Source organism: Nostoc sp. C057 (assembly GCF_013393925.1).
GTDB classification, from domain to species: Bacteria; Cyanobacteriota; Cyanobacteriia; order Cyanobacteriales; family Nostocaceae; genus Nostoc; species Nostoc muscorum_A.
On record NZ_CP040281.1, the window covers coordinates 4557177 to 4582638 of the forward strand.

Sequence of the window (25462 nt, forward strand, 5' to 3'; positions counted from 1 at the left end):
AAGGTTTTGCGCCTCTACTGTCTATTGCATCCACACATAAATCGCTATATTTTTCATTTGACATAGCCTTGAGCAACAAACCAATCCACAGCATCTTTGAGTGCTGCTTTTAGCGAGGATTGAGGTAGACCCAATTCTCGTACAGCCTTTGCAGCATTGTAATACATTGGCTGTTTTGCCATCCGAACGCCATCCAATGGCACTGAGGGCGATTTTCCCAAGGGTGCGAGAATATTTTCATCAACCCAGGCGGCAGTAAAGGGCAACCAAGCGGGTACTGTGCGTTGAGGTGCTATCAAACCTGTGATATCGGCAAGTTGTTCGAGTAGTTCTTTGAGACTTAGATTTTGATGACCTAAGATATAGCGATCGCCTGGCTTACCCCGTTGCAAGGCCAGTAAATGCCCCCACGCCACATCTCGCACATCGATAAAATTAAGACCAGTATCCAAGTAAAAGGGCATTTGCCGCCGTAAAAACCGTAAGATTATATCACCTGTTGGGGTAGGTTTGATATCTAACGATCCAATAGGGCTGCTGGGATTGACTATAACTACCTCTTGACCTGTAGCAACAGCTTGCATGGCTTCTTGTTCAGCCAGAAACTTAGACTTTTTGTAGTTACCCACCAACTTTTCTATGGGACTCTGATGTGTTTCATCGACCACTTGACCAAACGATCCTACCCCAATTGCCGCTACTGAACTGGTATAAACGGTACGTTCAATGCCAGCTTTATTAGCTGCTACCAAGACATTGCGCGTACCCAGAACATTATTATGGTGAAGTAAATCTCGGTCTGTTTGCCACAGAGAATAATGGGCTGCGACATGAAATAGATATTGACAACCTCTCATTTGTTGCCAGAGATTTGGATCGTTCAAATCGCCTTTGACAATTTCTACCTCCAAACCGCGTAGATTCTCCAAATTGCTACTTGAGCGTACCAGCGCTTTGACTGTGTAACCCTCTTTCAGTAACAACCGTACCAAGTGGGCACCAATAAAACCTGTACCCCCCGTGACAAAAACTTGCATCAACTTCTCTCTCTTGTCTGAAAGCGGGGAAACCAATCATCTAAAATAGTGTAGACTACCGGCACGACAATCAAGCTGAGGATAGTTGAAGTTACCAGTCCACCAGCGATCGCTACAGCCATAGGCGATCGCAATTCGGAACCTGCACCAAAACCCAATGCGATCGGTAGCATCCCCAAAATAGTGGAGGCAGTGGTCATCATAATTGGTCTGAGGCGCACTGATCCAGTGTTGAGGATTGCCTCTGTGCGTTCTGTGCCAGCATTGCGTAACTGGTTGATATAATCCACAAGCAAGATGGCATTTTTATTGGCCAGCCCCAGCAAAAAGACAAAACCAATCAGTGAGATCATACCAAAGTCGCTCTTGGTGATCAGTAGTGCCAACATTGCCCCCACCAGTGCTAAAGGCAAAGAGACACCAATCACTAGAGGGTCTACCCAGCTTTTGAATAGCAAAATTAGTACTACAACAATACACAAGGCAGATAAAGCCAAAGTACTGCCAAAACTGCTAAAAACCTCACCTTGGCTAGCCGAGTCTCCTCCTAAATTTAACGAAACATTAGAAGGTAACACTGCCTTAGCTTCAGCTACCACTTTATCAGTAGCATCACCCAAAGATAGACCCTTGCCAAGATTGGCACTGACATAAGCTACTCGCTGATTATTCAGACGCTCGATCTGAAAAACCTCACCTTGAGGATTTGTTTCACCTGTAACTGTGACATCGGCAAATCCTGGTAATCTCTGAATTCTCTCTTTAATTGCCTTGACTGCTTTACTTAAGGCTTGGAGATTGTCACCGCGCAAAGCTATTTGGAGAGGTTTTTGACCGCCAGAATCAACAAACTGAATATCTTCCACACTGGTAGTTACCCCAGAAAGGACAGGTAAAGTGGAGCGGAATTGGTCTTGTAGTTCTCCAGTTGTGATTGTGCGGTCTTCCTTTAACTTTATATATAGTGTGCCTTTATTCGGCTCACCCTCACGAGAACCAACAGTAGTAAATACCGTTTCAACTGCCGGTGATTTTCTGACTACATCTTCTAGTTTTTTAGCAACTTGAAGAGAATCGTTTAAGGGATTGGGAATTGGGAATTGGGAATTGGGGATTGGGGATTGGGGATTGGGGATATTGCTTCCTTGTCCTCCTTGTCCCCCTCTAGCAAAATCAGGAATACTCGGTAAAGGAGCAGTATAAGCAATATTGAATTCGCCGCGATCGAGTTTGGGAATAAACCCTTTGGGAATTAGTGGAATCAGCGCTATACCTGCAATAAAACTGAGTACAGCTAACCCGACAACTATCTTCCGATGATTCAAAGACCAACTCAGCAAATTTCTATAAGATTGGGCAAATGCCACCCAAATTCTTGCTTCTCGACGCGGAGAGAGCGAGGGTCTAGGTTTTAGCCAGTAAATAGCCAGAACTGGAGATAAAGTCCGAGCAACTAGCATAGAAGCAAGCATGGCTGCTGAAACAGTGATGCCAAAGGGCTTGAAAAACTGCCCAATTACACCACCCATCAAACCTATGGGCAGAAAAACCGCTACTGCTGTCAAGGTGGCGGCGGTGACTGTTAATCCAATCTCATTGGTTGCTAAAAGTGCCGCTTGGCGAGGAGTTTCTCCATCTTCAATGTGTCGCATGATGTTTTCTACATCCACGATCGCATCATCAACAATACTCCCAATCACCAAAGCTAAAGCTAACAGCGTAATTGTTTCTAAGTTGAAACCGAAAATTGCCATGACGATAAACGTCGCCAACAAGGACGTAGGAATCGCCAAAGCAGAAATTAGGGTGGCTCGCCAATTCCATAAAAAAGGAAAAATTACCACGATGGACAACAAGACGGCTTCCAGCAAAGCATCAATTGTTGACTGGGTGGCTTGGCGGATATATTTTGCTTGGGTAGCAGCTAAGGTGAGTTTGACATCCTTGAGGGTAGAACGTAGCCTTTGAACTTCTTTTTCAACTCGACTCACCACTTCTAAGGTGTTAGCGCTACCGCGTTTGATTACCTGAAATGCGAGTGCATCTTGCCCGTTAAATCTAACTAATGTTGCGCCTGCTTGGGGGATGGATGCTGCACTCAGATTCGATGGATTTAGGGGAGGAGTTGCAGTCGCACCGCCTAACAGTGAGACCTTCAGGACTCCTGGTAGTTTAGCGATCGCACTTACAATCTCGTCTTTCGCCAACTTTGTCAAATCTGTAAGATTCCGGGTGGGACTCTCAATGGCATAGCTAATGGCGGCTGACTCGTTCAGGTTCAGGGGAATAATTTTAGAAGTCGCTCCTTGAGGTAGAGTCAACTGCTTGAGGGCAGTTTCCACCTTTTTGGTTGATGTTTCTAAATTCGTACCAACGGCAAAAGAAAGGCTAACGGCTGTTTGACTGGGATAGGTGGATGAGCGGATATTCTCCAGTCCTTCTAGGGAACGGAGGCGTTCTTCGAGGGGTTTGGTGAGCTTCGCCTCTGTATCCAAGGCAGTTGTCAGGGGGGCTGTAGCATTTACAACCACCACTGGAAAGGTAATATCTGGAAACAAAGCGTACTTAAGAGAACTGAAAGCCAGAATCCCAGCTACCGTTACGGCAATCCAAAAACTCACCGTCAGCCACGAAAATTGAATCGCTAATTTGGAAATATTGAATACTTCTCGTGCAGATTTTGAGTTACGAAGCTTTACCATCTTGGAAAATTATCGTGTGGGTGACACAATTATTTAGTCATGCTACAGCAATCACCTTCGGTTTGCGAGTTTTGGTTACTACTAACGGCAATATTACTTATTGTCACTCAGATATGACCCAATCTTTAATACAAAAGGAAACTTCAAAGATGAAACTTGGTTCTGTCGAGCATAAGGAATTATTCTGCCGGAGCTTTACCGAAAGCTACAGGGAATACGAACCTGAGTCTCTCCCCTGGCCAGATTTGGACGATACAGCCTTGAGTTTCTTACGCAGTATTCCCTTTTGGGAGAAAGCTCTAAATACAGAACGACAAGCTGGAGCAATAGTTAGTGGCTACGCAGCAACGGTGAGCGATCCTATTTTACAAAGTGCGATCGCTCTCCAAGGTAAAGAAGAATTACGCCACGCCCGTCTACTTCAAACATTAATTGATCGTTACGGCATCGAAATACCAGAACGTCAACCAATTCAAGTTCCCCAAAATATTGAGCCAGTCTTTACGCGTTTTGGCTTTGAAGAGTGCCTGGATACTTTCTTTGCTTACGGGTTATTTGCGATCGCCCGTGAAGCTAATGTTTTTCCAGAGTCTATTTTCACTATCTTTGATCCCATCATAGATGAAGAAACACGTCATATTGTTTTTTTTGTCAACTGGTTTACCTATACACAAATTCATCGTGGTCAGGGATTCATCCCATTACGAAGCGCCAAAACCCTCTGGCAATACGGCAAGGCTCTCAGTAATTTGATTGCCGTCTTTGGCAATGATGATCCTAGTAAAACTGGCTTCGCTGTCACAGGTGCTGACATCTTTACCAAAAACCTCACACTAGAAAAATTTCTCAGCATTTGTCTAGTAGAAAATCAGCGCCGGATGAGCAAGTATGACCCCCGACTACTCCAACCACAATTACTACCCAGACTAGCCAACATCGCCCTCCGTACCCTTGAGTTAATACCCAAACGCAAACTTCAGAATATTGAGAGTGAGAGGGCTAGTGCCTAATTTTTTGCCCATCAACACTATTCTGGTACCTCAAGGAGCAGAATATAAAGCTGTTTGTCGCGGATTAAGCGGCGTTACTGGTTCCATCCCAACAGTAGTAGCTGTACCTGTTGGGATGAAACCCTTACTTAAGTATCTCCACCAAGGACAATTTTTAGTTCCCAAATCCAGGGTGCTGATTATGGGTATCTGTGGCAGCTTGAGCGATCGCTACAAAGTTGGTGATATTGTGCTGTATCAAGATTGTGTTTATCAGGGGAAGCTTCTAGAGTGCGATCGCACTTTCACAGCACAATTGCACTCTTATATATCGCAAAAAGTATCATTAGTCAAGTCATTAACTAGCGATCGCATGATTTGGTCTGCTGCCGAAAAACTTCATTTGGGTGAGACTTTGGCGGCTGATGTTGTTGATATGGAAGGATTTACTGCCCTAGAGTTTTTCAAGGTGGGTGGGGTAGCCGTGGCAATGCTGCGAGTAGTCAGTGACGATTGTCAGCACGATATCCCCGATCTCACATCAGCAATTAACTCTGATGGCTCCCTAAATCCTTTCCCTTTAGCGATGGCAATGCTTAGACAACCGCTTGCAGCTACTCGGCTAATTCGAGGTTCATTAACAGCATTAAAGGTGTTAGAGCAAGTTACAAATATGCTCTTTTCTGGCAATAGACTGAAATAATTGGTTGAATAATAGCACAGTTACAAGTATTTAAATCCCCTACTTATTAGATAAGTTGGGGATTTAAAGTTCTATGAGTATATCTTCATCTAATACCAATTTAATGTGAAGTTGTACATATCTTGATCCCCCTAAATCCCCCTTAAAAAGGGGGACTTTGATAGATGTTTTTCCGGTTCCCCCCTTATTAAGGGCAGGGCTGTTTCATTCGATCTCTTAGAGATTTTGTCAAGAGTAGGAGTCAGAAATTTGCTTGATTTGCTAATCGAAAAGCTACCACCTCAACGACTAAATTTCAGTGTGATCGCGATTTTCTTGCCCAATCAGATTTTTTAGTCACCTGACTTTTTTTCCTGAAACGCTTGTAAATCAGAGCCTTTTAGGGAATGAAACGGCCCTGCTTATTAAGGGGGGCTAGGGGCAGGGCAAACGCATCTAAAGTATAAGAATCCTTTAATAGCAAGGGTTTTGGCGTTTTTTAATTTAGCCTATTTTTTCATCAAGATCCTTGCCCAGCAAGGGTTTCAGAAATCCCGTGCGTTCGCCCTGGGGCTAGGGGGGATCGAATTCTATGCAGCTTCATAAAAAATTGGTATAAGGGACTTTCAAATAAAAAATATCCCAAAACTAAAGCAAATAATTCTCTCTATCTCTTCTCCCTCTGTGTTCTCTGTGTCTCTGTGGTAGCCTGCGGCAAGCCAAAGCGTCTACGTTTATTTGGATAATTTATTTCTTGGAAGTCCATAAATCGAAATTTGTAAAATCGAAATTTATAAAAATATCTGTGATGATATTTGCGTTGATATCACATTAATCACAAGAATAATTACTATCAGTGTAAGAATCAATACAATTTTATTTTGATGATGGAATTGCTTGTGCAATAAGTTTCACAGAAACTTTATCGTCATACATATTAACTATAAAAGAATATTGGGAAACATAATATATAACCTTATCAGGGTTGGGTTCCAGGAGAGCTAATTCTTTTTTATTTGAATCAAAAATACTCTTTTGCCAGAATAGCTCGGAACTAATTTACCAACTATCTAACAGAATTTATGAATTTCAATCAAAACTTATACTTGTACTCATTCCTAGCTAATTTTAAATGGCTCAAAAAAAGTTACACCGCTAAAATCATGTTGGTGGCTTTTTTGGGTACTCATGTACCACTTCTAACCTTACTTTTGAGCTTCGTCATCTCAAATTCCTATTCCTTTGAGATGGCGGCACGAGTTATGATTATTGCTCTATTGGCTACATTAGCGGGTACGGCTGCCACCCTCTATGCGCTAAACCATCTCCTCAAACCAGTCATTTTCACTTCTGCTGCATTACAAAATTATCTGAACACCAAAACACTACCTAAATTGCCCACAGAATTTGCTGATGAAGCGGGTACGTTGATGGCAGATACCTCACAAACTCTTCAAAAATTAGATGAGTTAATTCACCAAATCACTAATTATGATGACCTGACTGGATTACCCAATCGTGATTTATTCCGCGATCGCCTTCATCAGATTTTATCCCAACCTGAAAACAATCAGCGCCTTGTAGCTGTGTTTTTGCTCAGTATTGATGATTTCACTGGTATGAGTCATGGATTAGATCATCAAACAACAAATTTATTGTTAAGAGCAGTTGCCAAGAGATTATTAAACTGCACGGCACAAACAGATATTCTCGCCTATTTAAAAGGAGATGAATTTGTTCTTGCCCGAATGGATATTCATTCTTTGGAAAGTGTAATTAAGCTATCTCAGATGCTGTTGAGTAACCTGAGCAAACCCTTTTCTGTAGAAGGTAACTTGATTCATATTACCGTCAGTATCGGTATCACACTTAATAACCTAACCGATCCTAATAGCGTAGATCAACTTTTGCAACAGGCTCATATAGCACTTTACCAGTCCAAACAGCAAGGGCGTAGCCAATACCAATTCTATTCGCCAAAAATTAATGCTCAGTTGCAAGAGCGACTGACTTTAGAAAATGAATTGCATGGAGCGCTTGAGCGTGGCGAAATGCTGGTTTATTATCAACCTCTAATTGATTTACATAGCGGACAAGTTATAGCGATGGAAGCGTTGCTTCGCTGGCAGCATCCTACATTAGGTTTGGTTTCTCCAGTAAAGTTTATTCCCATTGCAGAAGCCAATGGTGCGATCGTACCAATTGGTGAATGGGTTTTGCGAACTGCTTGCGCCCAAACCCGTGCTTGGCAGCTTGCTGGATTTACCCCAATTCGGATATCTGTGAATCTGTCATCTCGACAGTTTGAACAACCCTATCTGGTTGAGATCGTCAACCAAATTCTTGAAGAAACTGGACTCCAAGCATCTTCCTTAGAACTAGAAGTGACGGAAAGCTTCTTGATGGCTGATATTGATCGTTCAGTTAAAACCTTAAAACAATTACGAGAACTGGGTATTTGCTTGGCTCTAGACGATTTCGGTACTGGTTATTCCTCCCTAAATTATTTGAAACGCTTTCCTGTAAATATGCTCAAAATTGATAAGTCATTTGTGCAGGATGTCATGTCTAATCCTGATAGCGCCGCCGTCACCGATGCGATTATTGCCCTAGCAAAGAGCCTCCGGTTGAAAATCACGGCAGAGGGTGTGGAAACCGAAGAACAGCTTGAATATCTAAAAATGCGTGGATGTGATGAAGGTCAAGGTTTCTACTTCAGTCGTCCTGTTCCTGCTGATATAATTGCCCCGATGTTGCAGAAAAATTCTCAGCAGTTAGAGATAATCCCAGCATAGGTTTTTATGCCTCAGCTAGAAAATAACCTCCCCTGCTTTTCACATCAAGAAAATGTAGGGGCAATTCATGAATTGCCCCTACCGCAACTCAAAGTCGCGTGAGGTTCAATCAGCAATACCTATTTTGAAATTGTGGAAAGCTTTGCAACCATCTGAGTCCGAGATGAAACCTCAAGTTTGCGAAACATCCTTTTTAAAGCTTGCTTGACAGAGTTTTCAGTAATCCAAAGTTCAGCACTAATTTCTGCATTGGTTTGTCCTTGAGCCACCAAGTTGGCAATTTGCTTTTCACGAGGCGTTAAACGCTCTGTCTGTAATAGTAGTGGATGTTGGGATTGCGCTATTGCCACCCAAGTAGAAATGTGCAGACAAAGCGCACTCAAATCTATGAGATTTTGTGAGTCGAATGTAGGCATTCCTTGCTGACGGGTAAAACCTACCACACCTACTAACTGCCCATTGCTGACAATTGGCCCTGCCATGACGTGCCAGTGATCGGCACGAGGACAAATCAACCTCCATGTCTTAGGCTCTACAACTAAACCTTCATGAACAGGGGCATGGTGTTCTAGCAAGTAGCGGGCAACTGGATTGTGTTGGGGTGATAATGCAATTTGCAGTGCTTTTTGGAACTTGCTGTCAAGTAGAGAAATTTGAGCAAAGAAAAACAGCCCACATCGTGTAGCTGAAAAATATTCACTCATTTCTGCGCGGATGTGCGATCGCAACGCCTCTTCATCTTTAGCTTGAGCAATTTCATGAAATAGAGCTTGTAAGGCAATCATGATTGGCAAATTGTACACTTTCGAGGTCTAGGCGCAGTATGGCAACCAGACCTATCCTAGCCTTTGTCACATCAAGTTTTTCCACTTTTTTGCTTTTTTTGGATTACTTAAGCATGACTCTAAATTCTGGCATTGATGATACACACATATCCGGGCGCTGGATTCAAATCAGTTTTTTTATTGCAGTAGTGTTTTTCAATCTCTGTTTAGCAACCCAGGTATTCAGTGTTGGACTGGCTTACTTTTACAACTCTGATTGGTGGAAACTACATATTTGGCTCGTGCGAGGATATAGCGGACTCTCACTAATTTTGTTGATTTGGGTGTTTTTGATGCCTTTTCCTCCAAGAGTCCAGAACCTTACAGCAAGTATCCCAGTGTTGCTGGGACTGCAATTTCTCACAATTCACTTGAAGACTTCTTTTCCTTTAGCTGTCTTTCATCCACTAATCGGCTTTTCTTTATTTTCTATTTCCACAACCCTAGTTCATCGGACATCGCAGATTGTATTTCCCAACCACAGCCAAGGCTAAATCAATTCTTTTAACGCTATTACAGGAGAAATAAAAATGTCTCAATATGCTTATCCATCCGTTCTTGTTGATACCCAATGGCTGGAAAATCATCTCAACGATCCAAATGTTCGCATTATTGAAGTGGATATCAGTCCAAAGCCGTACAAAAATGCTCACATACCTGGTGCTGTCTTCTGGAACATCTTTACAGACTTACTATTGCCCGATTTGAAACTGAATTTGGATGCGATCGCTTTTGAGAAGCTGATGGCACGTTCAGGCATCACAAATAACACAACAGTGATTGCTTATGGCAGTTATCCTGGAACTGGAGCCTGGATTTTCTGGCTTTTGCAAGTCTTTGGGCATGAAAATGTAAAAGTTCTCAATGGTGGCTACCAGAAATGGAAGTCAGAAGATGGTCCACTAGCAACTGAGTTATCCACGTTTCCTGCCACTGATTACCGTGCCAAAGCTACTGATGTTCATCTGCGAGTATTACATAATGAAGTTCAGGCATCGATTGGTAGAAGCGATTGCGTGTTGTTGGATGTCCGAACAATTCAAGAATACTGTGGTGAGTGGTTTTTCGATCAGCCACCAAAAGCAGGTCAACTTACTGGTCATATTCCAGGTGCAGTGCATCTTGAGCATACCTTAACTCTCAATGAGGATGGCACTTTTAAATCATTCAAGGAATTGAAAAATCTCTATCACAGTAAGGGCATTACGGCTGATAAGGAAGTTTTTCCCTACTGTACTATCGGTGCGCGTTCTGGATATATCTGGTTTGTCTTGAAGTATTTATTAGGTTATCCGAATGTTCGGAATTACGATGGCTCTTGGAATGAGTGGAGCCGTCTACCTAATGTAGCTATAGAGAAATAGTGAGCTATTATTCGCAAATATAGCCAATAACCGCACCTTTACGGACGGACACCACTACCATTACCAAGATTAAAATCTCTTAACCTTTCGTTACAATCAAGATATCGAGAAGGACGAAAACAAACCTCTCGAAGCTGAAATCAAAGGTGAACGACATGAATGGCACAATTCGCGTTGGTAATCTCTTCGGAATTCCCTTCTATATCCATCCGTCATGGTTTTTAGTTCTGGGTTTAGTAACTTGGAGCTATAGCAGTGGACTGGCGGCACAATTTCCCCAATTATCTGCGGGATTTGCTTTACTACTGGGATTGATGACAGCGCTAATGTTATTTGCCTCTGTCGTCGCCCATGAATTAGGCCACAGTTTTGTTGCGATTCGTCAGGGAATTGATGTCAAATCCATCACACTGTTTATATTTGGCGGTTTAGCTAGCTTAGAAAAAGAGTCAAAAACCCCAGGTGAAGCTTTCTGGGTAGCGATCGCAGGGCCTTTAGTTAGTTTTCTACTATGCGGTATCGTTACAGTAATTGGTATTACTACTACTGCATCAGGCCCGTTAGCAGCAATTCTTGGTGTTCTAGCTTCTGTTAACTTGGCATTAGCCCTATTTAACCTGATTCCTGGCTTGCCATTAGATGGTGGAAATATACTGAAAGCTATCGTTTGGAAAGTTACAGGTAATCCTTATAAAGGCGTAACCTTTGCTAGTCGAGTTGGACAAATCTTTGGTTGGGTAGCAATTCTTTCAGGTGTACTTCCCCTAATATTATTTGGCAGCGCTGGTAACTTCTGGAATTTGTTAGTTGGCTTCTTCTTGTTACAAAATGCTGGTAATTCGGCTCAATTTGCCAGAGTTCAAGAAAAGCTCACAGGTTTGACTGCTGAAGATGCTGTAACTCATGACAGCCCGATTGTATCTGGTAATCTTAGTCTGAGAGAGTTTGCCGATGAGCGAGTCATCAGTGGGCAAAACTGGCATCGGTTCTTAGTGACTGATGATGATGGACAATTAGTAGGTGCGATCGCAGTTGATAATTTACGAAATGTACCAACAGCATTGTGGTCAGAAACTCAAGTAAAAGAAGTCATGCGACCAATTACCGAATCTACCACAGTCCAATCAGATCAACCTCTGCTAGAAGTCATACAGTTACTCGAAGAACAAAAGCTATCTGTGCTTCCCGTAATTCGTGAGAACGGCGTTCTAGTTGGAATTTTGGAAAAAGCTGCAATTATCCAGCTACTTCAAAGCCGAACTCAACCAAACCCTGCGTAATAATTACTAATTCGTAATTAAAGCTTAGACTCCACTCAGATTAAAGGGAAAAGGATAATAAAACCTTTCCCTTTTTCGCTATTTGGGAATTATATGGAGTTGACAACAACAGATAAATTCCCATCTTCTGGCTTCTTGAGCATTTCTGTGGTGATGGCACGTCGCCAAGTTAATTCTTTTGTAGTCTCATCCCAATGCCAGCGTAATAAATTAGCGGATTGACTCTTAACAATCCCTGGTAAACCAATCGCTTTTCTAGGTGCATTAGTAGCTAAAGCGATCGCACTTTCTACGTCACAAATTCCCCACTTCACCAAATTTTGCACTCCCACCAATAAGGGTAAAGTCGTCCCTGACAAAGTGCCATCGGCCAATCGTGCCGTACCGTTTTTAACTTCAATTTGTCGGCTGTCCCAAGGATATACGCCATCGGGTAGCCCAAAAGGAGAAAGGGCATCGCTGACGAGGAACAATCCTTGTTCTTGATAGCTAGCGCGAAGCAAAATTTGTAGCATCATGGGTGAAACGTGTTCACCATCAGCAATAAAACCACACATCACATCAGGATGGGTAATTGCTGCCCCTAATAATCCTGGTTCTCGGTGATGTAATGCTGGCATGGCATTGAAAGCATGAGTTACCATCGTTGCACCTTGTTCAAAGGCACATTGTGCTTGAGCAGATGTAGCCTGAGAATGCCCTAAACTGACAGTAATCCCCAGAGAACGCAAATATGGAATTACTTCGCCAGTGAAATCTAACTCCGGTGCTAAGGTGATGACTTTCACGACATGGGCATAATCACCCAAAATGCGCTTTACCTGATCCATTGTTAGAGGTAACAGGTACTCTGCTGGGTGTGCGCCGCGCTTTTGAAAATTCAAAAATGGCCCTTCTAGATGTACTCCCAGAATCTTTGCACCTGCTGGCTGATTGGGGAGAACTTCAGCAATAATAGCAAGCGATCGCTGAATGTTTTCTACTGAAGTTGTCACAAGTGTCGGTAAAAATCCATCTACCCCAACATCCCATAAAAATAGTGAGATTTCCTGGAGCTTTTGACCATTTTCAGCCGTTAAATCAGGAAATGCCAATCCCAAAGCACCGTTAATTTGCAAATCAACGCCACCCAATGAAATCCAGTCGCCAGCAACGTTTATTAGAGATGCACGGCTGCGTGCTTCTACTGTACCCATTGGCAAGATTTGCTCAATTATGCCCTTTTCATCAACCAAGAGCATTTGCAAATCTTTGTAACCAGGCACTCTAGCATTGATAATATCTACAGGATTTTGTGTTGCTTGGGTCATCACACTGGCAAGAAGAAAGATAAATCTGATTTTAGATGCAACCAACATCAATCAATGAGATGATAAATCGGCATAACCTAGCTTTCATAAGCTAGCTCAAATAATTTTGAATTTTAAATTTTGAATTTTGAATTATTATGACTCCTCTAGTTGGTATTATCATGGGCAGCGATTCTGATTTGCCCACCATGAAAGACGCGATCGCAGTTTGTGAAGAATTTGGCGTTGAGAGCGAAGTCGCGATCGTTTCTGCTCACCGTACCCCAGAACGGATGGTACAATACGCTCAACTCGCACACCAACGCGGTATTAAGGTGATTATTGCCGGTGCCGGTGGTGCTGCCCATCTGCCTGGAATGGTAGCGTCTTTAACACCACTTCCTGTTATTGGTGTTCCTGTAGTCACCAGGAACTTACAAGGTGTAGATTCTTTGTATTCTATTTTACAAATGCCTGCGGGTATTCCTGTAGCAACAGTGGCGATCGGTAATGCCAAAAATGCCGGACTTTTAGCAGTACAAATACTGGCAACTCAACAACCAGAATTGCTAGAAAAAGTGCAACAATATCGCCAAACCCTCTGTGAATCAGTAATTGCAAAGCAATCAAAACTAGAACAACTAGGCTACGAGCAATATTTAAAGCAGATGTTTTAATAAATCTTAATAGCAGAGTGGTGGAGCAGGATAGCGACAAGTCTTTCCCCCATGCCCAATAACAAATGACAAATGACTAACCAAACTATTCGTGTTGTTGCCCATATTATTGCTTTGCCTAACAAAGTAGAAGATGTAAAAGCTGTACTGTTGGAACTCATTGAGCCAACCCGTCAGGAAGCAGGTGCGATAAAGTATGAACTTTTGCAAAACCAATACGACCCAACAGACTTTACTGTTGTAGAAGAGTGGACTTCTCATGAAGCCCTAAATGCTCATCTAGATTCGCCCCATTTCCAAGTGGGAGCAGCCAAACTAGAAGCTTTAGTGGCTGCCGCACCAGATATCCGCAAATACCATCTTTTGGCATAATGTCATATTGCTCACTTAAAGCAAATTCTTTATTTTTAGGGATCATTTGGAATATCTCAGCTTTCAATTCTAAGATGGAAGCGATCGCTCCAGAATCAAGTCAGCATTCTGAAGTATCTTGATCCTGAGGCCGTAGTCAAAAATTGAGAGCGACAACATCCATGTGTCAATTGCTCGGAATGAATTGCAATGTTCCAACGGATATTTGCTTTTCTTTTGAAGGGTTTTCTGCACGGGGAGGAAAAACGGATGATCATAGCGATGGTTGGGGCATTGCTTTCTTTGAAGGGAAGGGATGTCGGATGTTTTTAGATGCCCAACCTTCTGTTGCTTCTCCTGTCGCAGAGTTTGTGCGGAGTTATCCTATCCACTCAACCCATGTCATCGCCCATATCCGTAAAGCTACCCAGGGTGAAGTTGCCTTACACAACTGCCATCCTTTCCGCAGAGAATTGTGGGGTCAATATTGGGTGTTTGCCCACAATGGTAATTTGCCAGATTTTGATCCAGAAAATTTGGGATTTTATCAAGCCGTAGGTGATACAGATAGTGAAAAAGCATTCTGTATGATGCTAGAAACATTGCGATCGCGCTTTCCTGATGGTAAACCTGACATCAAGAAACTGTACCCTGTACTCAAACAAATTAGTGATGCAATTGCAGAAAGAGGTATATTTAATTACTTATTATCTGATGGAGAACACTTTTTTGCTCATTGTTCAACTAACCTCAGCTACATTGTCCGTCAAGCGCCCTTTGCAGCTGCCCATTTAATCGATCAAGACATGACTGTAGATTTTCGGGAAGTGACTACCGAACGCGATCGCGTTGCCGTCATTGCAACTACTCCCCTGACTGACAACGAAGTTTGGACAAAAATTCAACCGGGAGAATTACTAGTTTTTCAGGATGGGCTACCACTGAAAATATGTATTTAGCTAAAAATGCGTCCTGTTGGCGAATTCAAAAATTCACCAAAAATTTTCCCATTTAGATAGTTTCTAGATGGGTTTTGTTTTTCATAGTAATATACGGGATGCGGGATCAGTCTCTCTAATACCAATTTAATGTGAAGTTGCATATATCTTGATCCCCCTAAATCCCCCTTAAAAAGGGGGACTTTGATAGATGTTTTTCCGGTTCCCCCCCTTTTTAAGGGGGGCTAGGCAGGGTGGATTAATTGTGCGGAGAGAAAATTTGTAATCCCCGTAACCTCGTCAGCCTGCTAACAGGGGAACTGGATTTATGAACGCAAGAATGAGGGTTTTAATTTTTCTCTCTAGACAATTAATCCACCCTGCTTTTTAAGGGGGGCTAGGGGGGATCGAATTCTATGCAGCTTCATAAAAAATTGGTGTAAGGCTGAAAGTGTTAACTGCTCAAGCGTCGTAAAGGTTTTGGTATTGACTACCGTATCCAATCCTTGCAGTAAGATGTTTCTAGCTGTATTTTCAAGTGCTTTGGTTTTAATCTCACCAGGAGAGTCTAGTTAATTGGCTAAACAGCGACTCGACACACTATTAGTAGAGCTAAATTTATGTTCTTCTCGCGCCTTGGCACAAAGGTTAATTCAGGCGGGGGAAGTGACTGTTAATCAGCAGCTAGTTGATAAGCCTGGTACTGAAGTTGATATTTCGGCTCAAATAAATATTAAAGAGCGATCGCCTTTTGTTTCTAGAGGCGGTGAAAAACTCTCCAAAGCTTTGTCAGTATTTGCCATCCCTGTAACAGATCGCATTTGTTTAGATGGTGGGATTTCTACAGGTGGTTTTACTGATTGTCTCTTGCAAGCTGGAGCAAAACAAGTTTACGGCATTGATGTTGGTTACGGACAAGTTGACTGGCGGTTGCGAAATGATTCGCGGGTGATTTTGCGAGAACGTACCAATTTACGGCAACTACGACCAGAGGAGTTATATAGGGAAAACGATCCGATTCCTGATTTGGCGGTGGTTGATGTATCGTTTATTTCTTTAACTAAGATTCTGCCTGCTTTGTGGCAACTAACTCAAGCTAACCGAGAAGCTGTGTTGTTAGTCAAGCCACAGTTTGAAGTTGGCAGATCCCGTGTGGGTAAAAAAGGTGTTGTGCGAGATCCAAACGACCAAGCTGATGCTATTTTCCAGGTGTTGCAAGCAGCCCACGGATTAGGATGGAAATACAAAGGCTTAACTTGGTCGCCGATCACTGGCCCGGCTGGGAATATTGAATATCTTTTGTGGTTGGGAATGGAAAGTGAAATACCATCACCTGATTTAGAGGCAATTAAGCAATTAACGCAATCAGCAACAACTGATTTACGGAAAAGTTAAACGTCGTAGATTAGACACTCTACGGAAGCAGGATGGCGATCGCAATAGTTTTCTAAAGAGTTTTTCTTGGCTTTTGCTTGCTGCTGATCCGCTTTCTCAGCTTGCAATTCTTCCACAATGTCCCAGGCTACGGCACAACCCGCAGAATCGCTGCCATTTAGCTCACAAGTTGTACGAGCTTCAGTAATGGCTTCAGTAATCGCTTCTTCAAGATTTCCTGCACCAGCAGTTTCAAATGAATTTAGGGTAGTTGTCATGATCCTTTCACCTTTAATTTACGCAGATAGATATTAGGGGATGAGGATAGTTTTTTCTATAACCTTCTCCCTGTAACCTGTTTCCTCAATCTTGCATACCAAATTCGAAATGTCAGTCAATTGTCAGAAGAGCTTGATAGAAGTTCATAAACACTTGTAAACAGTAACAAATGCTTAACAAAATTTAATTATTCTCAATATTTTATGCCTAACTCTTGTCGCAAACGATACAGAATTGTATTTTGATCGACTTGAGAGAGAATTTCTTGAATTACGCTGCTAGCACCCAACTGTCCCCAAGTGCAGCCTTTTTCGAGATACACCTGAGCAGCTTTACCAACGGAGTATGCACCATAACCAGCAATACCAGCTTGAGCGATCGCACTGCCAGCAAAAGCACTAATATTGCTGGGATTGTCAGGACTGGTTATTGCAGCAGTAGTTTTACCTAAGCCCAAAATAAAACTACTACCTAGTTCCCCCAGTAGCAAGCCACCAGAACTAAATAAAATCGTTTTTAAAATTTTTCCGGCTTCATAGCTAGTCATCGGCAAACCATATAATCTAGCTAGAGCGCGAATTAAAGCTAAATCGGCAACAGTTCCGCCCAGGATATCTAAGAAAGCAATGGGATTGAGCATTACTGCCAAAGCTTTGTATTTGGTAAATTGCCAAATGATATTTTCAGCTTCTTGTTCGCGTAAGTCGATGGTTTTTTGAGCGATCGCGGCTTCTGCATCCCGTGCTTGGATGAGGGCATTTAATGCCAGAAGCGATCGCCCTTCCCGATTCAGAATGTTCAGAATTGTTTCTTTGAGTTCGTCTACTTGCGGTGGTGGTGTCTCCCATTCATAACTGACACGCCCATCAGGCCATTCAACCCGCACTTCCATTGCTGCTGGTTCCGCCGCCACCATGACAATTTCATCAGGTAGTAAAGGCTTTGCTTCAGGATGCCCAGCCCCTAGTTGTTGCAAATTTTGGTAAATCGCTCCCCGGTCTGTATCTGGGTAAAGGTCGATTTTGTTAAATACTAAAATTAGGGGTTTTTGCGATCGCCGCAATTCTAGCAATGCCTCATACTCAGTGCGCGTGATATCACCAGACACGACAAACAAAATCAAATCCGCCTGATGCACAACTTCTCGTGCCATATCCGCCCGTGACTCACCCTCAATTTCATCTAATCCTGGGGTATCAATTAACTCTACTAATACCTTACCTCCTGGCTGCCAACGCACCGAACGGGGCCATTGAGTGACACCGTTTAGGGGCCCAGTTTGCAAAATTTTGTCTCCCAGTAAAGCATTTAAAACTGCTGACTTACCACGACTCACCAAACCAAAAGCGGCAATTCTAATCACGTTAGAGTCCAGCTTGTTGAGTGTAGAGTTCAAAGCTTCCAATTCCGGTTTTAACAAACCTGCCAATTCCGGGTTAGATGACAACTGTCCTGATTTGCGGAGATATCCATACCAAGACAGTGCTTGTCTGAGACTAGCGCGGGCACGATTTAAATGAGTTTCTTGCAGATTTCGCACAAAGTTAGGTTGATTCAAGATTTGACAAACAACAGGCTACATATCCATTTTGATCTAATTTCAAGACTGATAGCCTGTTTTGCCAAATTACGCAATTGTTCTAATTATTTACACACCTCTTTGTGCAATGTTCATTTAGAACATGGGATCGTGTTGATTATCCCAACACTTGCGATCGCGCCAGCTTCTCCCAGTATATTCACATTCAGAGGCATCATCTATCCAAGGAATCGATGTAGAGTAGTGCGAGGTTCCAATGGAAGCGAATAAACTAGCAGTGAATAAGGGCAATAATAAGGATAAAGTTGTCAATGTACAAATTGGTAAAATTATTAAATATCCAGTGAGTATCAGAACGTTAGTAGGAGTCCAAAAAACTCTGCCTATTTTATTATTTTGGCGAGTTTTTAAGGTAGTTTTTGAATTCGAAAAAAGCATAATGCAACCCTATTAATGCCGGTTTATATAGCAATCTCATTTGATTTGTCAAAGCAAAGCTGACTGAGAGCTAGCCAGATTGGGTTTTAGTTCTCAATATATTTAGCAAAAATCAAATAAGAATCCTATATGACTACGGATTTTTACGTAAGAACATTATTGAAGTTATATACTCTGATGTCAAAGGTGCAAGTGACGACTTGTTAGAAGTTTTAATGTTTGGGCGCTAAAAAATATTTTTGATGAAAATATGTTGAAGTTAGGGCAATCGCTCTTGCGTAAATTTTAGTAGGGGCGCAAGGTCTTGCGCCCCTACCGCGTGGCCTATTTACCTGAAAATAGCTATCATTTAGAGATGTATTAAAATGCAGAAAAAAATATCTTTAATCTACAGTCGGCTGTCTCCGATGCTGCAAAAACCACTCATACAACTCTGGATTATTGTATGTCTGCGTCCATGAGTCGTGATCGGCTTCTGGATAAACTGTAAATTTCACATTCCCATCGTGGGCTTTGAGTGCAGAAACCATAATTTCGGACTCCCTTGGGGGAACGACATTATCTTTTGCTCCGTGAAATGCCCACACAGGAAGGCTTTTCAGCTTATGTGCTTGGGCTGGATTACCACCGCCACAGATAGGCGCGATCGCAGCAAATCGTTCTGGCTGCGCTGCTGCTAAATGCCAGGTTCCGTAACCACCCATGCTTAAACCGGTTAGGTAAACCCGATCTGGATCAACAGGATAGGATGCAATAACCTCATCCAGAAGGGTGCTTAATCGCTCTATATTCCAATATTCACCACGCGGACATTGGGGAGAAATGACAATGAAAGGAAAATCTGGCTGTTGTTCTACAACCTTGGCGACACCGTGCTTTTTCACATGATTTAAGTAAGAGCCTCGCTCACCCGAACCGTGTAAACATAAGATTGTTGGTAAAAGTGGCTCTTGTGTTTCGTTGCGACTTCCGTCTGGGTGCAGTCCACTGGGCAAGAATAGCAGGTAGTTATAACTGTCGGTAGAAGTAATTTGTTGTTGTAGTGGCTGCATAAAATTAAAAAATTTTGTTAGTTTAACGTCTACGAATAGCTATTGTATAACTTGGTCGTTGTGTTGCTTCTCGTTGACTCTTAACTAACCGAAAATCATTATCTATATATAGATGCTCTAAAAAAGAAGTAGCTAGGTAAACTTTTTTAAATTTTTTGACAGTATTTCTGTCGATATCTTTTACTATAAGTTCTTGCTGTAAATCTATATTTGGTGCTGCTTCCTGAAATTTAGATTCGACTATTGTCGTAAACCACTCATCTGCATCATCAATTGTCAACGGGATTTCTCTATTTTTCAATGCTTGGAATATCCCAACATTTTTAATATCCCACTTTTCATCTATAACTGAATATTTTTGCAACAACATTAAGTCATAAGCTGGTAGTTTTGATGCAATTTTTTGCCAAAAACCAGACTGATGTCCTGGTGCATAACGGGCAATATTTGCATAGTAACCATCAGTATGAAAAATTTGATAAGACTGCTCGTGTATCCTACCAGGTAAAATATCTTGAAAAGGTATAGTAGACCATATTGGGACCCATACTCCCGTCACGATCGCTACTTGATCTGCAACCTTCCCAAAAGGATTACGTCGGCTCAATTCTGCAAAGTATGGTGCTAATTCATTTTTATAAAAATCTACTTTGGCTTTTAATGGCTCTAGATTGCGATCTTTAACAAGTTCTAAAATTTGATTTTTAATTTCTGGTGTAGTCCAATATGTCAATTCTTTGGTACTTGTGACATCTAGCATTATCGTTCATCCTGGGAAAAGTTCCAGATGTGTAATTATATAAACTAACTTGATCCAAGAAAACAGATACGGGGACGCAAAGAAAGAACTCTCCGTGTCCCCGCGTCTCTTTAATGAATGACTACCACCAAACTCGATTTCCATTTTCGTCAACTCGTGCTTGCCGGATTACATCGGAAATCTCTTCAGCATCTTTAACGTGGTGGAGCGCTTTCTTTTCGCCGTCGGGTTCATCCACAACGAAGTAAGTCGGGACTGTGATTTTGTCGCCTGTAATGTCTGGTACATCATCCACAGCTACCTGTTGAGCCTTTTCTTCAATAGATTCAGACTTATCAGAAATTCTATCTCCAGGATTCGCTGTTAAGTTTCTTTCCTTGACATTTGGTTCTTCGCGTAAATGTGTATCTTCACTTACTGGTTGATTAATTTGATTTTCTTGAGTTTTATCAGTCATGGCTTTTCAGGTATTAAAAAATCTAGCTTTGCTAATAACACTCTAAAAAATCAAAGATACAAAAAGTTCTTTCTCTGGAGAGACTTTGAAAAGAACACGTCTTAGGTTAGATATTTACTCGGATAAATTTACTTCTTTAGTTGAAATGGCGTGTATTTTCCCCCCAATGCTTCTACAATGCTACGGGTATTCGCCTCCATCATTTTGATGTAAGAATCTCCATTACTTCCTTTTGCACCAATTGAATCAGAGTAAAGTTGATTTGGTGCTAATTTCACTCCTGCTTCTTGAGCAACAGTTTTAATTAAAGCTGGGTTAATTGTAGTTTCAGAAAAAATTGCGGGAACGCCGATCTTTTTAATAGACTCAACTAATCTCTGGACTGTTTGAGCGCTTGGTTGTTCTTCGGTACTAATGCCAATTAAAGTACCTGCGATCGCAATCCCATAAGCACGTCCATAATATTGGAAGGCATCATGGGTTGTCACCAGTTTGCGCTTATCTGCGGGGATAGTTTGAATTTGTTGATTAATCCAGCTATGCAACTGTTTTAATTCATTAGTAAGTTGCGATGCCTTTTGAGTAAATTTGTCTTTATCTTCAGGTGATAACTCAATCAACGCATCTCGTATTGCATTCGTCATTGCGATCGCATTTTCTGCACTACCCCAAACGTGGGGATCTGGCACTATTTCGCCTTTGCCTTTATCAAGCTGCAAGGATTTGACAGCTTCCCCCACTGGGATCTTCCGCGCCTTACCACCAGAAGCATTCATTAATTTAATCAGTCCCGGTTCCAGATTGTAGCCGTTATACAAAATCAAGTTAGCTTCTTCCAAAACCCTGCTGTCTGCTGGTACTGGTTCGTAAACATGAGGATCAGTACCCGGTTTGAGGATTCCACTTAGTTGAATTTCGTCTCCTGCAACCTCTTGTGCCAAATTAGCAATAACAGTGCTAGTTGCAACCACTCGCGGCTTATCTCCCTTGGCAGTGTTGAGGTTAGATTCTTTCTGTGTACAACTTAATAAAGCCAAAGGCAAAAGCATTCCCAAACAAAGCCGGAAAAGAATTTTTCCCTTCATCCTGCCGATTATTCCCTTGCCGTAAGGATTACTGTCGTCTATCTCTGGTATTAGTTTCATTTATCTTGGATATTACATCTAATTATAGATTTTTTCATATTTCTCTCATTTTTATAGTAAGCTCAAGAAATAAATATTGAAACCCGAATATGAAAAATGTCTCTTTTCCTGCAAAAACTATCAAATTCGATATGAGTTCCACAGCAGCAATTAGTATTGCCCATTTAGGCGTATACTACCGGACACAAGAAGCCTTAAAAGACGTTAGCTGTATCGTCAAACCAGGAAAACTGACCGGTATTTTTGGCCCCAACGGTGCTGGCAAAAGTACGTTGATGAAAGCAATGTTAGGCTTGGTTCCTGTCAGTAGTGGTACGGTGCTATGCCAAGGCAAACCCTTGATGCAACAATTAGAGAAAGTTGCCTACGTACCACAACGTAGCCAAATTGATTGGACTTATCCCGCAACAGTCTGGGATGTAGTCATGATGGGACGGGTAAAGAAAACAGGCTGGTTGCGTAGCTTCTCAGCAGTTAGTCGCCAAGTAGCAAAAAACGCCATAGAAAGAGTTGGAATGAGCGAATATTGCGATCGCCCCATTGGACAATTATCAGGAGGACAACAACAACGGGTATTTTTAGCCCGTGCTTTAACACAGCAAGCAGAAATTTTCTGCTTTGATGAACCTCTAGTAGGCATCGATCAAAAAACCCAGTCGGTGATTTTTGAAGTCTTCCATGAACTTGCTGCCGAAAACAAAATCGTGCTAGTAGTCAACCACGACTTAGGGGAATCAATCACTCACTTTGATGATTTAATATTACTAAACCGTGAAGTAATCGCCACAGGTTCACGGCAACAAGTACTTACCGAAGAAAATCTGCATCGTGCTTATAGCGGTAAAGTAATGTACTTTTCTGATGCTGCCTAAAATGTCATTGGGTATAGGGGATTAGTTAATGACAAATGACCAATGACAAATGACAAAATATGTTACAAGCATTAATTGAGCCATTGCAATACGGCTTTATGCAGCGATCGCTCGTGATTGCTATTTTAGTTGGGATGTTGTGTGCAGTTGTAGGCAGCTACCTAATGGTACAGCGCCTAGCCTTGTTGGGTGATGCCATCAGTCACTCAGTTTTACCCGGACTAGCGATCGCTTTTATGGTGGGAGCAAATATATATGTTGGCGCATTCATTGCGGGTGTTCTGAGTACAATGGCGATCGCCTGGATTAGAGTGCGATCGCCAATCAAAGAAGATGCGGCAATGGGTATAGTTTTTTCAGCATTCTTTGCCCTTGGTATCACCCTAATTACTGTTATTCAAAAAAATAATAAAATCGACTTAAATCACTTCCTTTTTGGCAATATTCTTGGCGTTACCATTGATGAAGTGCGAGACACTGCGATCATTGCCACTATTGTTTTAATAGTTGTTGTTTTATTATATAAAGAGCTTTTATTTTACACATTTGATCCTTTAGGCGCTCAAGCTGCGGGTTTGCCGGTTAATCGGCTAAACTTTGGATTGATGGTACTAATAGCTTTGACAATTGTCGCCAGCATGAAAGCTGTGGGTGTGATTTTAGTATTATCGCTTTTAATTACACCAGGAGCCACCGCTTATTTATTAGTTAAGCGTCTCAACCAAGTCATGATTTTGGGTGCGGTAATTGGCGTAATTTCCAGTATTAGTGGGATGTATCTCAGCTACTTTTATAACTTGCCCTCTGGTCCTGCGATCGTTTTAGTCGTATCGGGGTTATTTTTGCTGGCATTACTATTTAGTCCTAAATACGGTATTTTTACGAGTAAAACAACTTAAAGGCAAGGAATAATTTTCTGCGATCGCGCCGTACTATATTAGTAGACCTTTCTTGGTATATCGGGTCATGAAAGATAATTATTCTACTAACGGCAAAATTCCAGCTAGGATAAAAACGCGCCGGGATTTTTTAACTTATACGCTAGGTGGTACAGTTGCATCAGTAGCGATCGCATATCTATTTCCCAAAGTCAGCCAAAGTCGTGAGATCAGCCTAGAAACCCTTTGTTCCCTTTATCCAAAGAATTCGCGCTGTGAAAATTATCTTCCCGGATCAGTGGCACTAGACAAAGACGGCAAGCAAATTGAGACTAATGCACTATTGACAACTGCAAAGTCTGGAATTCCAGTTCTCGTCAAAGGCTTGCCAGACAATAGCGTTGATTATCTCATCATTCAAGACGGGCCAAAGATTGCTGAGTACGCTATCAATCCAACTTGTACCCATTTAGGATGTACAGTTGAGTGGGATCTTGAGAAGAATCATTTTATTTGTCCTTGTCATGGATCTCAATATGATTCTCAGGGTCGAGTCGTTCATGGCCCAGCAAAGCGTTCTTTACCACTAATCACTGTAGTAGTCAAGCAAAACCAAGTTCGTTTAGTTGATCATAAACCTGCCGTAGATCCTCGTTAAGCTACCAATATCAAATTAGATTAGACAATGCCACCATACTTTTTGAGCAAGTTAGAAATTCTAAAAGACTAACAAAAATTACTGCATAATTTAAATTTGTCGGGTAAGCTGACAAAAGCAGTTTTAATCCTCAAAACAATGACCGCAAGTAGTCCCACGATTTTAGCCCTGGACTTTGATGGAGTGATTTGCGACGGACTAATTGAATATTTTGAGGTAGCATGGCGTACCTACTGTGAAATTTGGTCGCCAGCTAATGACACACCAGCAGATGATTTAGCTTTGAGATTCTATCGTTTACGGCCTGTAATTGAGACGGGTTGGGAAATGCCCGTTTTAATCAAAGCGCTAGTAGATGGAATTCCTGATGAGAAAATTCTTCATGAATGGTTAAGCATCGCCCCACAACTTTTGTTAAATGACAAGCTACAAGCAAGAGAAATTGCTACGAAACTAGATAACCAACGGGATGAATGGATTACCACAGATTTAGATGGTTGGCTAAGTCTGCATAGATTTTATCCGGGTGTAATAGAAAAAATCAAATTAACTCTTGATAGTGGAGTTAAGCTATACATTGTAACCACTAAAGAGGGACGTTTTGTACAGCAGTTGCTCCAACAAGAAGGAGTTAATTTACCAGCAGCAGCAATTTTTGGGAAAGAAGTCAAGCGCCCCAAATATGAAATTTTGCGAGAATTAAAACAACAAGCAGAAAACAAGCCAGTTAGTCTCTGGTTTGTAGAAGATAGACTCAAGACGTTGCAGTTAGTTAAACAGCAAACAGACCTTGGAGACGTGAAACTGTTCCTTGCCGACTGGGGCTATAATACTCAAGCAGAAAGAGAAGCGGCTCAAAATGATCCGCAAATTCATTTGTTATCACTGTCTCAGTTTGCCAGAGATTTCCGTGCTTGGCTTTAACTAATTCGTAATGGGCTTTGCCTGCTACTTTAAAGTAATTCGTAATTTGTAAATGGTCTAAATCCCCAACTTACTTTTATTACGAATTACGTTAGCAATCATTAAAGTCTAATTATCAATTACGAATTATTTTAATTTTCTAGCAAAATGGCAACGA

The 25462-nt window shown here is 41.8% G+C and carries 25 protein-coding genes; 14 read left to right on the forward strand and 11 right to left on the reverse strand.

The window, feature by feature from the left end; all coding sequences use genetic code 11:
• Positions 1-53 precede the first annotated feature (53 nt).
• The gene (hpnA, locus tag FD724_RS19555) at positions 54-1037 is read right to left on the reverse strand and encodes a hopanoid-associated sugar epimerase (RefSeq protein ID WP_179073766.1); all 984 of its coding nucleotides are present in this window, start codon (positions 1035-1037) and stop codon (positions 54-56) included.
• Positions 1037-3739 carry an efflux RND transporter permease subunit gene (locus FD724_RS19560; protein ID WP_179073767.1) on the reverse strand — a complete coding sequence of 901 codons (2703 nt, stop codon included), beginning with the start codon at positions 3737-3739 and terminating at the stop codon, positions 1037-1039. The genes hpnA and FD724_RS19560 overlap by 1 nt, the downstream gene beginning before the upstream one ends.
• On the opposite strand from FD724_RS19560, the gene FD724_RS19565 reads away from it, so the two are divergent.
• From FD724_RS19565 to FD724_RS19575, 3 genes are all read left to right on the forward strand, one after another.
• On the forward strand, positions 3709-4749 hold the full coding sequence (locus FD724_RS19565; RefSeq protein WP_256874322.1) for a ferritin-like domain-containing protein: 1041 nt from the start codon (positions 3709-3711) through the stop codon (positions 4747-4749). The genes FD724_RS19560 and FD724_RS19565 overlap by 31 nt on opposite strands.
• Entirely contained in the window at positions 4742-5431 is a 690-nt protein-coding gene (locus tag FD724_RS19570) for a phosphorylase (RefSeq protein ID WP_179073768.1), read from the forward strand. The genes FD724_RS19565 and FD724_RS19570 overlap by 8 nt, the downstream gene beginning before the upstream one ends.
• 1061 nt (positions 5432-6492) lie before the next feature.
• A complete protein-coding gene (locus FD724_RS19575) occupies positions 6493-8205 on the forward strand; it encodes a bifunctional diguanylate cyclase/phosphodiesterase (protein WP_179073769.1) in 1713 nt (570 codons plus the stop codon).
• Between the two features lie 119 nt (positions 8206-8324).
• Here FD724_RS19575 and FD724_RS19580 read toward each other — a convergent pair whose 3' ends face one another.
• Positions 8325-8990: a LuxR C-terminal-related transcriptional regulator gene (locus FD724_RS19580; protein WP_179073770.1), complete on the reverse strand. Its 666-nt coding sequence runs from the start codon at positions 8988-8990 to the stop codon at positions 8325-8327.
• A gap of 113 nt (positions 8991-9103) precedes the next feature.
• Here FD724_RS19580 and FD724_RS19585 point away from each other — a divergent pair, with 113 nt between their 5' ends.
• The 3 genes from FD724_RS19585 (at position 9104) to FD724_RS19595 (ending at position 11673) form a co-directional block, all read left to right on the forward strand.
• Positions 9104-9523, forward strand: coding sequence for a DUF6220 domain-containing protein (locus tag FD724_RS19585; RefSeq protein ID WP_179073771.1), 420 nt, complete (start codon positions 9104-9106; stop codon positions 9521-9523).
• A gap of 36 nt (positions 9524-9559) precedes the next feature.
• On the forward strand, positions 9560-10393 hold the full coding sequence (locus tag FD724_RS19590) for a sulfurtransferase (RefSeq protein ID WP_179073772.1): 834 nt from the start codon (positions 9560-9562) through the stop codon (positions 10391-10393).
• Between the two features lie 155 nt (positions 10394-10548).
• Complete coding sequence (locus tag FD724_RS19595; protein ID WP_179075562.1) at positions 10549-11673, forward strand: site-2 protease family protein; 1125 nt, start codon at positions 10549-10551, stop codon at positions 11671-11673.
• 89 nt (positions 11674-11762) lie between these two features.
• Here the strand turns inward: FD724_RS19595 and nagA are convergent, their stop codons facing one another.
• Entirely contained in the window at positions 11763-12983 is a 1221-nt protein-coding gene (nagA, locus tag FD724_RS19600; RefSeq protein WP_179073773.1) for an N-acetylglucosamine-6-phosphate deacetylase, read from the reverse strand.
• A 137-nt stretch (positions 12984-13120) separates the two neighbouring features.
• Here nagA and purE point away from each other — a divergent pair, with 137 nt between their 5' ends.
• The 4 genes from purE to FD724_RS19620 all read left to right on the forward strand — a co-directional run bounded on the left by purE (position 13121) and on the right by FD724_RS19620 (position 16323).
• Complete coding sequence (purE, locus tag FD724_RS19605; protein WP_179073774.1) at positions 13121-13639, forward strand: 5-(carboxyamino)imidazole ribonucleotide mutase; 519 nt, start codon at positions 13121-13123, stop codon at positions 13637-13639.
• A 72-nt stretch (positions 13640-13711) separates the two neighbouring features.
• Positions 13712-14011 (forward strand): putative quinol monooxygenase, encoded by a 300-nt coding sequence (locus tag FD724_RS19610; RefSeq protein ID WP_114083049.1) that lies wholly within the window; start codon positions 13712-13714, stop codon positions 14009-14011.
• 161 nt (positions 14012-14172) lie between these two features.
• A complete protein-coding gene (locus tag FD724_RS19615) occupies positions 14173-14949 on the forward strand; it encodes a class II glutamine amidotransferase (RefSeq protein WP_179073775.1) in 777 nt (258 codons plus the stop codon).
• 555 nt (positions 14950-15504) lie between these two features.
• Entirely contained in the window at positions 15505-16323 is an 819-nt protein-coding gene (locus tag FD724_RS19620) for a TlyA family RNA methyltransferase (protein WP_179073776.1), read from the forward strand.
• Here FD724_RS19620 and FD724_RS19625 read toward each other — a convergent pair.
• From FD724_RS19625 to FD724_RS19655, 7 genes are all read right to left on the reverse strand, one after another.
• The gene (locus FD724_RS19625) at positions 16320-16580 is read right to left on the reverse strand and encodes a Calvin cycle protein CP12 (RefSeq protein WP_179073777.1); all 261 of its coding nucleotides are present in this window, start codon (positions 16578-16580) and stop codon (positions 16320-16322) included. The genes FD724_RS19620 and FD724_RS19625 overlap by 4 nt on opposite strands.
• A 194-nt stretch (positions 16581-16774) precedes the next feature.
• A complete protein-coding gene (locus FD724_RS19630) occupies positions 16775-18121 on the reverse strand; it encodes a GTP-binding protein (RefSeq protein ID WP_179075563.1) in 1347 nt (448 codons plus the stop codon).
• A 135-nt stretch (positions 18122-18256) separates the two neighbouring features.
• Complete coding sequence (locus tag FD724_RS19635) at positions 18257-18559, reverse strand: hypothetical protein (protein ID WP_179073778.1); 303 nt, start codon at positions 18557-18559, stop codon at positions 18257-18259.
• Between the two features lie 383 nt (positions 18560-18942).
• Complete coding sequence (locus FD724_RS19640; RefSeq protein ID WP_179073779.1) at positions 18943-19611, reverse strand: prolyl oligopeptidase family serine peptidase; 669 nt, start codon at positions 19609-19611, stop codon at positions 18943-18945.
• A gap of 22 nt (positions 19612-19633) precedes the next feature.
• The gene (locus FD724_RS19645) at positions 19634-20371 is read right to left on the reverse strand and encodes a hypothetical protein (protein WP_179073780.1); all 738 of its coding nucleotides are present in this window, start codon (positions 20369-20371) and stop codon (positions 19634-19636) included.
• A 121-nt stretch (positions 20372-20492) separates the two neighbouring features.
• Positions 20493-20828 carry a hypothetical protein gene (locus FD724_RS19650; protein ID WP_179073781.1) on the reverse strand — a complete coding sequence of 112 codons (336 nt, stop codon included), beginning with the start codon at positions 20826-20828 and terminating at the stop codon, positions 20493-20495.
• Between the two features lie 128 nt (positions 20829-20956).
• Entirely contained in the window at positions 20957-21913 is a 957-nt protein-coding gene (locus tag FD724_RS19655; RefSeq protein WP_256874601.1) for a metal ABC transporter substrate-binding protein, read from the reverse strand.
• 149 nt (positions 21914-22062) lie between these two features.
• Here FD724_RS19655 and FD724_RS19660 point away from each other — a divergent pair, with 149 nt between their 5' ends.
• The 4 genes from FD724_RS19660 to FD724_RS19675 all read left to right on the forward strand — a co-directional run bounded on the left by FD724_RS19660 (position 22063) and on the right by FD724_RS19675 (position 25305).
• Complete coding sequence (locus tag FD724_RS19660) at positions 22063-22845, forward strand: metal ABC transporter ATP-binding protein (protein WP_179073783.1); 783 nt, start codon at positions 22063-22065, stop codon at positions 22843-22845.
• A 59-nt stretch (positions 22846-22904) separates the two neighbouring features.
• A complete protein-coding gene (locus FD724_RS19665) occupies positions 22905-23744 on the forward strand; it encodes a metal ABC transporter permease (protein WP_179073784.1) in 840 nt (279 codons plus the stop codon).
• 67 nt (positions 23745-23811) lie between these two features.
• Positions 23812-24381 (forward strand): Rieske 2Fe-2S domain-containing protein, encoded by a 570-nt coding sequence (locus FD724_RS19670; RefSeq protein ID WP_179073785.1) that lies wholly within the window; start codon positions 23812-23814, stop codon positions 24379-24381.
• Between the two features lie 138 nt (positions 24382-24519).
• On the forward strand, positions 24520-25305 hold the full coding sequence (locus FD724_RS19675; RefSeq protein WP_179073786.1) for an HAD family hydrolase: 786 nt from the start codon (positions 24520-24522) through the stop codon (positions 25303-25305).
• The last annotated feature ends 157 nt before the right edge of the window (positions 25306-25462 follow it).

What these genes read in the sequence shown, in the direction of transcription:
- hpnA (WP_179073766.1), bottom strand. Translation starts at nt 1,037, where the DNA reads ATGCAAGTTTTTGTCACGGGGGGTACAGGTTTTATTGGTGCCCACTTG.
- FD724_RS19560 (WP_179073767.1), bottom strand. Translation starts at nt 3,739, where the DNA reads ATGGTAAAGCTTCGTAACTCAAAATCTGCACGAGAAGTATTCAATATT.
- FD724_RS19575 (WP_179073769.1), top strand. Translation starts at nt 6,493, where the DNA reads ATGAATTTCAATCAAAACTTATACTTGTACTCATTCCTAGCTAATTTT.
- FD724_RS19580 (WP_179073770.1), bottom strand. Translation starts at nt 8,990, where the DNA reads ATGATTGCCTTACAAGCTCTATTTCATGAAATTGCTCAAGCTAAAGAT.
- FD724_RS19585 (WP_179073771.1), top strand. Translation starts at nt 9,104, where the DNA reads ATGACTCTAAATTCTGGCATTGATGATACACACATATCCGGGCGCTGG.
- FD724_RS19590 (WP_179073772.1), top strand. Translation starts at nt 9,560, where the DNA reads ATGTCTCAATATGCTTATCCATCCGTTCTTGTTGATACCCAATGGCTG.
- FD724_RS19595 (WP_179075562.1), top strand. Translation starts at nt 10,549, where the DNA reads ATGAATGGCACAATTCGCGTTGGTAATCTCTTCGGAATTCCCTTCTAT.
- nagA (WP_179073773.1), bottom strand. Translation starts at nt 12,983, where the DNA reads ATGACCCAAGCAACACAAAATCCTGTAGATATTATCAATGCTAGAGTG.
- purE (WP_179073774.1), top strand. Translation starts at nt 13,121, where the DNA reads ATGACTCCTCTAGTTGGTATTATCATGGGCAGCGATTCTGATTTGCCC.
- FD724_RS19610 (WP_114083049.1), top strand. Translation starts at nt 13,712, where the DNA reads ATGACTAACCAAACTATTCGTGTTGTTGCCCATATTATTGCTTTGCCT.
- FD724_RS19615 (WP_179073775.1), top strand. Translation starts at nt 14,173, where the DNA reads ATGTGTCAATTGCTCGGAATGAATTGCAATGTTCCAACGGATATTTGC.
- FD724_RS19625 (WP_179073777.1), bottom strand. Translation starts at nt 16,580, where the DNA reads ATGACAACTACCCTAAATTCATTTGAAACTGCTGGTGCAGGAAATCTT.
- FD724_RS19635 (WP_179073778.1), bottom strand. Translation starts at nt 18,559, where the DNA reads ATGCTTTTTTCGAATTCAAAAACTACCTTAAAAACTCGCCAAAATAAT.
- FD724_RS19640 (WP_179073779.1), bottom strand. Translation starts at nt 19,611, where the DNA reads ATGCAGCCACTACAACAACAAATTACTTCTACCGACAGTTATAACTAC.
- FD724_RS19645 (WP_179073780.1), bottom strand. Translation starts at nt 20,371, where the DNA reads ATGCTAGATGTCACAAGTACCAAAGAATTGACATATTGGACTACACCA.
- FD724_RS19650 (WP_179073781.1), bottom strand. Translation starts at nt 20,828, where the DNA reads ATGACTGATAAAACTCAAGAAAATCAAATTAATCAACCAGTAAGTGAA.
- FD724_RS19655 (WP_256874601.1), bottom strand. Translation starts at nt 21,913, where the DNA reads ATGAAGGGAAAAATTCTTTTCCGGCTTTGTTTGGGAATGCTTTTGCCT.
- FD724_RS19660 (WP_179073783.1), top strand. Translation starts at nt 22,063, where the DNA reads ATGAAAAATGTCTCTTTTCCTGCAAAAACTATCAAATTCGATATGAGT.
- FD724_RS19665 (WP_179073784.1), top strand. Translation starts at nt 22,905, where the DNA reads ATGTTACAAGCATTAATTGAGCCATTGCAATACGGCTTTATGCAGCGA.
- FD724_RS19670 (WP_179073785.1), top strand. Translation starts at nt 23,812, where the DNA reads ATGAAAGATAATTATTCTACTAACGGCAAAATTCCAGCTAGGATAAAA.
- FD724_RS19675 (WP_179073786.1), top strand. Translation starts at nt 24,520, where the DNA reads ATGACCGCAAGTAGTCCCACGATTTTAGCCCTGGACTTTGATGGAGTG.